This is a genomic window from Priestia sp. P5_B4, assembly GCF_056400385.1.
Genome location: NZ_JBFULJ010001092.1, coordinates 1 through 1126, shown reverse-complemented (window position 1 = coordinate 1126; position 1126 = coordinate 1). Strand labels below are relative to the sequence as shown.

The 1126-nt window shown below is 37.9% G+C and carries 2 protein-coding genes; both read left to right on the top strand.

The window, feature by feature from the left end:
* A partial coding sequence (locus AC1DRF_RS29050) for an ABC transporter ATP-binding protein (RefSeq protein WP_477742448.1) occupies window positions 1-646 on the top strand: 646 nt, incomplete at its 5' end.
* 19 nt (window positions 647-665) lie between these two features.
* Window positions 666-1126 (top strand): ABC transporter permease (locus tag AC1DRF_RS29045; RefSeq protein WP_477742447.1); only part of this gene is annotated, 461 nt, incomplete at its 3' end.

The window sequence follows — 1126 nt, the reverse complement described above, 5'->3', positions numbered from 1 at the left end:
GTTTTTTGCAGGTCTCTACGGATTAAGAGGGTCACTTCTTAACGAACGAGTCGAAGAAGCTTTAGCGTTTGTAGGGCTTTTAGATAAACAAAAGGCGTATCCGAAAAGCTTTTCAGGAGGAATGAAAAGAAGGTTAAATATCGCATGCGCAATTGCTCATCGCCCGAAGCTTATCATTATGGATGAACCGACGGTTGGCATTGATCCTCAGTCGCGAAATTATATTTTAACATCTGTAAAAAAGCTAAATGAAATGGGAAGCACAATCATTTATACCAGTCACTATATGGAAGAAGTAGAAGAGGTATGTACAAAAATTGCGATTATCGATCATGGCAAGATTATTGCTGAAGGAACAAAAGAGCAGCTGAAAGCTATTATCACTGATACAAAAGATATTTGGATTGAAGTAAAAGAAGCGGACGATATAGATTGCAGCGGTCTAAAAGAAATTCCAGGCGTAACAGCCGTTACGTATGAAGATGGAATCATTAAAATTAATTCAAGCGCCGAAGTGAATAACTTGAACAAAGTCATTCATTATTTAATGACGCATCATATCGAAATTAAAGCAGTTAAAGAACAAGCCCCTAATTTAGAGACGGTCTTTCTCACGCTGACAGGGCGCAGTTTAAGAGATCTATAAAAGAAAGGAGGAATAACGAATGAATATTATTGCAATTGCTTTAAAAGAAATGAAAAGTGATCTGCGGGATAAGCGTGCATTTATCTTTATGATTCTCTTTCCGCTGGCGCTTGTCCTTATTTTAGGTACAGCTTTGTCTCAAGCCTTTAATAACGATATGAAGATAGACGACAGTTACGTTCTCTACAAAATCGACACAAGTAAGGAAACATCTGCTGCTTTTAAGCAGTTTGCTGCCCATGCAGAAAAATCGGGCATTCATTTTAAAGCGCTGAAAAAAAATCAGGATGGAAAAAAAGAAGTAAAAGAGCAGCGCTATACAGCTTATGTAGAAGTGAAAGGCGGAGACATTCGTCTCTACGGAAATGAAGAAAACAGCATTGAATTCAACATGGTCCAAGGTATGTTAAGTACTTTTGTGGATAAGTACAATGTGGCGATGGAAGTGGCAAAAGTAAACCCTCAGCAAATGGATAATCT